At 74.1% G+C, this 7,058-nt stretch carries 10 protein-coding genes; 6 read left to right on the top strand and 4 right to left on the bottom strand.

The genetic code is table 11. The features are described from left to right. Positions 1-96: 96 nt before the first annotated feature. The gene (locus ACFXDE_RS09050; protein WP_380492346.1) at positions 97-1,602 is read left to right on the top strand and encodes a flavin-containing monooxygenase; all 1,506 of its coding nucleotides are present in this window, start codon (positions 97-99) and stop codon (positions 1,600-1,602) included. A 34-nt stretch (positions 1,603-1,636) separates the two neighbouring features. Here the strand turns inward: ACFXDE_RS09050 and ACFXDE_RS09055 are convergent, their stop codons facing one another. Further along, complete coding sequence (locus ACFXDE_RS09055; RefSeq protein ID WP_380492348.1) at positions 1,637-2,488, bottom strand: hypothetical protein; 852 nt, start codon at positions 2,486-2,488, stop codon at positions 1,637-1,639. A 73-nt stretch (positions 2,489-2,561) separates the two neighbouring features. Here ACFXDE_RS09055 and ACFXDE_RS09060 point away from each other — a divergent pair, with 73 nt between their 5' ends. Beyond that, a complete protein-coding gene (locus ACFXDE_RS09060; RefSeq protein WP_380492350.1) occupies positions 2,562-3,092 on the top strand; it encodes a hypothetical protein in 531 nt (176 codons plus the stop codon). Between the two features lie 65 nt (positions 3,093-3,157). Here the strand turns inward: ACFXDE_RS09060 and ACFXDE_RS09065 are convergent, their stop codons facing one another. Next, positions 3,158-3,481 carry a putative quinol monooxygenase gene (locus ACFXDE_RS09065; RefSeq protein WP_380492352.1) on the bottom strand — a complete coding sequence of 108 codons (324 nt, stop codon included), beginning with the start codon at positions 3,479-3,481 and terminating at the stop codon, positions 3,158-3,160. 100 nt (positions 3,482-3,581) lie between these two features. Between ACFXDE_RS09065 and ACFXDE_RS09070 the strand changes: the two genes are divergently transcribed. Then, entirely contained in the window at positions 3,582-3,917 is a 336-nt protein-coding gene (locus tag ACFXDE_RS09070) for an ArsR/SmtB family transcription factor (protein WP_380492354.1), read from the top strand. 10 nt (positions 3,918-3,927) lie between these two features. Continuing rightward, positions 3,928-4,302 (top strand): hypothetical protein, encoded by a 375-nt coding sequence (locus ACFXDE_RS09075; protein ID WP_380492356.1) that lies wholly within the window; start codon positions 3,928-3,930, stop codon positions 4,300-4,302. 51 nt (positions 4,303-4,353) lie between these two features. Here ACFXDE_RS09075 and ACFXDE_RS09080 read toward each other — a convergent pair whose 3' ends face one another. Continuing rightward, positions 4,354-5,148, bottom strand: coding sequence for an alpha/beta fold hydrolase (locus tag ACFXDE_RS09080; protein WP_380492358.1), 795 nt, complete (start codon positions 5,146-5,148; stop codon positions 4,354-4,356). Between the two features lie 143 nt (positions 5,149-5,291). Between ACFXDE_RS09080 and ACFXDE_RS09085 the strand changes: the two genes are divergently transcribed. Continuing rightward, the gene (locus tag ACFXDE_RS09085; RefSeq protein WP_380492360.1) at positions 5,292-5,747 is read left to right on the top strand and encodes a MarR family winged helix-turn-helix transcriptional regulator; all 456 of its coding nucleotides are present in this window, start codon (positions 5,292-5,294) and stop codon (positions 5,745-5,747) included. Between the two features lie 117 nt (positions 5,748-5,864). After that, the gene (locus tag ACFXDE_RS09090; protein ID WP_380492362.1) at positions 5,865-6,485 is read left to right on the top strand and encodes a hypothetical protein; all 621 of its coding nucleotides are present in this window, start codon (positions 5,865-5,867) and stop codon (positions 6,483-6,485) included. Between the two features lie 45 nt (positions 6,486-6,530). Here the strand turns inward: ACFXDE_RS09090 and ACFXDE_RS09095 are convergent, their stop codons facing one another. Next, positions 6,531-6,956 (bottom strand): NUDIX domain-containing protein, encoded by a 426-nt coding sequence (locus ACFXDE_RS09095; RefSeq protein ID WP_380492364.1) that lies wholly within the window; start codon positions 6,954-6,956, stop codon positions 6,531-6,533. Positions 6,957-7,058: the final 102 nt, after the last annotated feature.

Here is a 7,058-nt window from a genome sequence, read left to right on the forward strand (position 1 = left end):
GCGGGCGGCCACGGAGGCGGGGTGGAACGTTTCGGCGTCCTCGGGAGATGCTCGTCACCGACATGTCCCGAGCACCGCGACGGCCAGGAGGCACGAGTGACGACCAGGACCACCAGCGAGGCGCCCGGCACGGACGTCGACGTGCTGATCATCGGTGCCGGCATCTCGGGCATCGGCGCCGCCTGTCACCTCAAGGCGCGCCGCCCCGGCACGTCCTTCGCCGTCCTGGAGGCGCACGACGCGATCGGCGGCACGTGGCGCCAGTTCCGCTACCCCGGGATCCGGTCCGACTCGGACATGCCGACCTTCGGCTTCGGCTTCCGGCCGTGGACGAGCCGGAAGTTCCTCGCGGACGGCGACAGCATCCTGGACTACCTGCGGGAGACCGTCACCCGGTTCGGGATCGCCGGGCGGATCCGCTTCGGACACCGGGTGACCGGCGCGGAGTTCTCGTCGGAGACGGGACGCTGGACGGTGACCGCCGAGACGGCCGGGAGCGCGGCGCCGGTGACGTTCACCGCCCGCTTCCTCTTCCTCGGCACCGGCTACTTCGACCACGAGGCGGGCTACGCACCGGAGTTCACCGGCCTCGACGACTTCGAGGGCCGGGTCGTCCACCCGCAGCACTGGCCGCAGGACCTCGACCACGAGGGCAAGCGCGTCGTCGTGATCGGCAGCGGCGCCACCGCCGTCACGCTCGTCCCGGCGCTGGCCGTCCGCGCCGGGCACGTCACGATGCTCCAGCGCTCTCCCGGCTACGTGCTCTCGGCCCGGGCCGAGGACGGCATCGCCGCCGTGCTGCTGCGGCTGCTCGGCCCCCGGCTCGCCCACCGGATCGTGCGCCGCAAGAACATCCTGCTCGGCCGCGGCCTCTACCGGGCCTGCATGCGCGCGCCGAAGCTGATGCGCCGCGTGCTGATCGCCGACGTCCGCCGCCGGCTGCCGAAGGACTTCGACGTCGACACGCACTTCACGCCGCGCTACGACCCGTGGGAGCAGCGGCTGTGCATCGTGCCCGACGGCGACCTGTTCAAGGCGATCTCGGCCCGGCGGGCCTCGGTGGTCACCGACCGGATCGAGCGGTTCACCAGGACGGGCGTCCTGCTCGCCTCCGGCCGGGAGCTCGCCGCCGACCTGGTGGTGACGGCCACCGGGCTGGCCCTGTCGCCGTTCGGCAAGGTGCGGCTGAGCGTCGACGGCCGGCCGGTCGACCCGGCGGACACGACGGTCTACAAGGCGATGATGCTCTCCGGCGTGCCCAACCTCGCGTTCGCCTTCGGCTACACCAACCTCTCCTGGACGCTCAAGGTCGACCTCGTCTGCCGGCACTTCTGCCGCCTGCTCGACCACATGGACGCCCACGGGCACGGCATCGTCGAACCCGTCCTGGACGATCCGCTCGTGGAGCGGGTGCCGTTCCTGGACCTGAGCTCCGGCTACGTCCAGCGCGGGATCGCGGCCTTCCCGCGCGCGGGCACGCGCGGGCCGTGGACGGTCGAGATGGCGTACGAGAAGGACGTCGAGCGGCTGGTCGAGGGGCCGGTGACGGACCGGGCGCTGCGGTTCACGGCCGTCAAGTCGCCCTCGGCGGAGGCCCGCTGAGCCAGGGCGTGTCCAACGGATCGAAGGTCACGCCCTACGCGGACCAGCCGGGCGCGTCCGCCGCGGCGAGCGCGTCCCACGCGGGCGCGCCGCCGGGGAGGGGCCAGGCGACGGTGGGCGCGCTCTCCAGCTCGGCTCGGGCGGCGGCCTCGCCGAGCGCGTGCAGCGCGGCCCGGCGGGCGCGGTCGCCGTGGCGTTCGAGGCGCGGCACGCGCGCCGCGGCCTCGTCGGCCCGGCGGGTCCGCCGCGCAGCGTCCAGGCCGCGGGTGAGCACCACGTACGGCGGTCGGACGCCCTCGGTGCGGGCGGCCAGCAGTCGGTCGTGGCCGTCGAGGAGGACGTAGCCGTCCAGGGCGCTGACCCGCCAGAGCAGGACGGGGGCGAGGGTCCCGTCGCGGACGTGCTTGCGGTGCGCCCGGACCCTGGCGTCGGCCGGGTCGCCCGGCGGGCGCAGCGGGACGACGCCGTTCCAGCCGGGGCAGTCCCAACCGACCTGGGCGGCGGGCCAGTCGGTGACGAGTTCCGCCGGGCGGGCGTCCGGCGGCAGGTCCCCGCTGCGCAGGAGCCACCGGCCGGCGTGCAGGGGCCCGTGCGCCGCCCGTTCGAGGTGGTCGGCGAACTGGTGCAGCCAGTCGGGCCGCCGGCGCATGCAGGCCGCGCTGATGGGCGGGACCGGCGACCGGTACCGGCCGGTGCGGTGCACCGCGACGCCCCAGTGGCCGGGCTCGACCCGGCCGAGGAGCAGCGTCGTGACGCCCTGCCGGAGCACCAGTCGGCCACCGTCGGCGCACTCGACCCGCAACCCTGGCTCACGCGGCCCGGCGGCGTCGAGCGAGAGCGCGGGGCTGTGGGTGTCGTACGAGAGGTCGTTTCGTCGCGCGCGCATGGCGGCGCTCACCCTACTACCGGTGACGGGTTGTCCGTTGGCGCGGTGGGAAGCGAAACTGGGGCCCGTGGACATGGGGATCTCAGGTTTCAGCCCGACCTTTCTCGTCGGGATCGACGCGGTTCGGCAGCAGCACGCGGCACGCCTGGCGGGGCTCGTCGGGCGGCGGCTGACGGGGTTCGCCGTGGTGCGCTTCGCCGAGGACGGGGACTGGTTCGCCGACTGCCCGGTGGTGCTGGACTTCGACGGCGCCCGGGTGGAGGTCTGCCACTCGAAGCTCCACGACCTCTCGATCGGCTGGGACACGATCGACACGTCCGCGGCCGTCTCCGGGTGGGAGTGGTTCGAGCTCACGCCGGAGTGGTCCCACCGGGACGACCGCCTCGAACCGTTCGTCGGCCGGGAACTGCGCGGGGTCGCGCTCGTCGAACGGCGACCGCAATCGGGACGCTGCTACCTGGACGTCGGCACGGTCGGGGTGGAGTTCGACTTCGGCGACGGTCACGAGGCGCGCCGCCTGCGGATCGTCAACGGCCTCGACGAGAACGGGATCGAGCTCGGGGACCCGGAGCCGGGCTCCGTCCGGCACGAGCTCGGCGGCTGAGCCGGCCGGGCGCCCTGGCCGCCTGAACGCCGGGCCCGGGCCGGAGCGGCGGGTCCGGTCCGGGGTCAGCCGCGTGCGGCCCGCTCTTCGTAGGGGCTGTGCATCGTGAGGTAGCGGATCTCCAGGTCCTCGGCCAGGTAGTCCATCCGGCGCTCCCAGAAGTCCCGCAGGTGCGGCAGGGCAAGGTGGGCGTTCAGGTCCTCCTCGCTGCGCCAGGCCTCGTAGAAGACGAAGACGCCCGGCGCGTCGCGGTCCTCGTGGAAGTGGTACTCCAGGCAGCCGGGCTCCTGCCGGGTCGGCTCGACGAACGACAGCAGCAACTGCCGCAGTTCCTCGACGCGTTCGGGCTTGGGGCGGGCGGTGCCGACGAGGGTGAAGGGCTGGGTCACGGCGCGTCTCCATGGACAGTAGAGGTAAGACAGTTTTCGTACCTCGGGACGCTAGCGATCGAACAGGTACGATGCAAGTCATACCTTGGAGGTGGTGGCGATGCCCGACGACGAGGGGCACCCCGCGACGGCGGAGATCGAACTCGGCCGCGTCCTGGCGGCCCTCGCCGACCCGCTTCGGCGGCGCGTCGTGCGGGAGCTTGCGGCCGGGCCCGCCGGTGACGCGCGGACCTGCAGCTCGTTCGCGCTGCCCGTCAGCAAGGCGACCGTCACCCACCACTTCCGCACGCTGCGCGAGGCCGGGCTGATCCGCCAGGTCGACCGGGGCAACAGCCGGATGGCCACGCTGCGCCGTTCCGACATCGAGCACCGCTTCCCCGGCCTGCTGGCCCTCGTGGTCGCGGAGTCGTCCAGCGCCGCCACCACTGCCGAGTGAGGGGCGGTCCATGGCGGAGGGCATGAAGGGGATCACCTTCCGCGCCTGGCAGGAGGGCCACTACGTGACGCCGGCCGAACTGCTGGTGCGGCTCGGCAGCTTCGGCCTGGGGCTCACGTGGTTCGTCGAGCTCGACGAACGGGTGGATCCGCGCTGCGCCGAGTTGGAGCGCCGCTCCGCCGGCACCGGAATGGACATCTTGACGCTGCTGTCCCTGACGACGCCGGGCCTCCAGCTGATCGACGCTGAGGCCCGAGGCTTCGCCGACGGCGTCCCGGTGGTCGTCCTGGAGGAGGTGGACAGCTCCTTCTGGGACGTCCGTGCCGCCGATGAGGCAGTGCTCGACGAAATCCGGCGCCACTACCGGGGCGTCGAGGATCTCTGACGCCACGGTCCCTCGCCGCCGCCAGGCGCAGGAGCCGGCAGGCCGGCGGACCTACCGCGCCGGCTCCAGTGCCTGGCGGCGGTCCACGTAGTCGGCGAGGAGGGTGAAGAGCAGGGCCGGGTCCTCGAACGGGAGGCCGTGTCCGCCGGGGAGCTCGACGTATTCGGCTCCCTCGACGGCGGCGGCCAACTCGCGCTGGTGGTGGGTCGGGACGATCCGGTCGTCCGCGCTCGCCACCACGAGGGTGGGGGCGGTGACGCGGCCCGCCGCCTCGCGCAGGTCGACGCGGGAGTCCAGTTCGATCTGGCCGAGCACGCGGTCGTCGAGCATGGCCGTGAAGCCGGCGGCCATCTCGGCGAACTGCTCCTCGTCGAGGGCGCCGAGCAGGCCGGGCCCCATCGCGGCGAGGATCAACTCGCGGGCCAGGAGGCCCGGGTCGGTGCGCAGCAGGCGCGCCCACAGGTCGAACATGAACGCCTCGCGCGGCGTCGTCCGGAGCCAGCCGGCGTGCAGGGCGAGCGAGGTGACGGCCTCGGGGTGCCGGGCGGCGACGGCCGTGGCGACGACGGCGCCGATCGAGTGGCCGGCCAGGTGGAAGCGGTCGAGGCCGGCCGCGCGGGCGGTGGCGGCGACCCGGTCGGCGAGGTCGTCCAGGTCGAGCGGTGCGGGGTCCGTGGCGGTGGCGCCCGCGCCGGGCAGGTTCGGGGCGACGACGGTGTACCGGTCGCGCAGGAGGTCGATGAGACCGCCCCAGTTGGAGGTGGCGTCGGCGCCGGTGCCGTGGATCAGGACGAGGCCCGGTCCGGACCCGGCGACGACGTGGTCGAGCGGTGCGCGGCTGGACATGGGGTGCCTCCAGGAGTGGTGGAGAGTGGGAATGACAGAGACCTTACATGTAACAGAGCCCTGATAGTCAACAGGGTTCTTATGAGTATCAGGGTTCTGTCATGAGCCAGGGTGCGATGAGCCGGTGGCGTAGGATCGCCCCCATGGAGATGCCGCTCACCGAACGCCTCGGCCTGCACATCAAGCGGGTCGAACAGGAGCTGATGGCGGCCAAGCACGCGGCACTCCGGCCCCTCGGGCTGACGGTGCCGCAGTACGTCGCGCTGTACACGCTCGACGAGCACCCGGGCCTGTCCGCCGCCGCGCTCGCCCGCGCCTGCCTGGTCACGCCGCAGACCATCGCCACCGTGCTCGCCAACCTCGAAGCCAAGGCCCTGATCACCCGGCAGCCGCACCCCTGGCACCGCAAGGTGACGGAGCTGCGCCTCACCGAGGAGGGAAAGGCCCTGCTGGTGCGCGCCGACGCGGAGGCCGTCGCCATCGAACGCCGGATCGCCGACGGCTTCAGCGCCGAGGAACGCGCCCTGCTCGTCGGCCTCCTGGCCCGCGCGTCGAACCGCCTGAGCGCCGAGCCGTCGCCGGCGGCGCCCGGCGACTGACCCGGTGGCCGGCCCGGTGCCCGGCGACCGGCCCCGCCGTCAGGGCCCTTCGCATGCGGCGCAGTCCGGGGCGGCGCCCGGCTGTACGATGCGCGCCGAGCGAGTGGAGGAGCCGGGGTGTACTGGGCCGGACTGTTGTTGTGCGTCCTGCTGGGCGGGGAGATCGGCGCGATCGTGGCGGGCATCGCCGCCGACGACGTCGGGACGACCGTCACGCTGACGGTGGTCGGCGCGAACCTGGTGCCGTGGACGGCGTTGGGGGCCATCGCCCTGCTCGTCGCCGGCTCCCGGCGGCGCGCGGCGGCGGGCACGGAGCCGCCCCGGCTGGAGCCGGCGATGGCGCGGATCGAGGCGTCCCGGGCGACCGGCGAGGGCCCGGACATCCCGCTGCGCCTGGACCTGACGGTCGCGCCGACGGGCGGCCGCGCGTACCGGGCCGACGCGACGGTGGTCGTGAACCTGATGGACCTGGACGACTTCCGGGTCGGGCGCACCGTCGTGGTGGAGCACGATCCGGCGCGGCCGTGGGACGTCCGGGTGCGCCGGCGGCCGGGGGCGGAGTTCGCCGGGCGGGTCGCGCTCACCAAGATCGACACCGCGCCGCCGGAGAGCCGGCAGAGCGCACCGCGGGTGTCCGCCGCCGCGGGCGGCCGGGGCGCCCGGGCGGCGCGCTTCGGGCTGATGGCGACCGGGGTGGGGGCGCTGCTCTCGCTGGTGCCGTTCCACGGCCTCTACTGATCCACTGCCGGGCGCGTGGCCGGCCGTTCACGGCCGACCGGTCGCCTACCAGCGCAGGAGCAGGCCGGTGGCGGCGAGGTGGTCGAGGACCTGCCGGGCGGCGGGGCTGGCGCGCGGGTGGTCGCCGTGGGTGAGGTGGGCGATCTCGGCGATCTCGCCGTGCGGTGCGGGGACGCCGGTGTGGTCGGCGGTGTAGCAGGCGGTGCGGACGACGGTTCCGGCGGGCTTGCCGTCCGCCGGGGCCCGCGTGATCAGCAGCGGCGTGACGGTCGCCGGGTCGAGGGCGACGCCGAGTTCCTCGCGGACCTCCCGGACGAGGGCCTGTTCGTCGGTCTCGCCGGGCTCGGGTTTGCCGCCGGGCAGGTAGTACAGCTCGCGGCCCCGGGTGCGGGCGGCGAGGAGACGGCCGTCCTCGACCCGGATCCAGGCGACCTTGTCGATGACCGTGTTCGTGCGCGGGCCGAAGTCCATGGCGGGTTCCTCAGAAAAAGAGGGGGGGGGGGCCCGGGGGGCCCCCCCCCCGCGGGGGGAGGAGCGCGTTGTGGGGGGGGGAGTGGGCGGCCGGGGGGTGTG

It is taken from the genome of Kitasatospora sp. NPDC059408 (assembly GCF_042751525.1).
In the GTDB taxonomy this organism is placed as follows: Bacteria; Actinomycetota; Actinomycetes; order Streptomycetales; family Streptomycetaceae; genus Kitasatospora.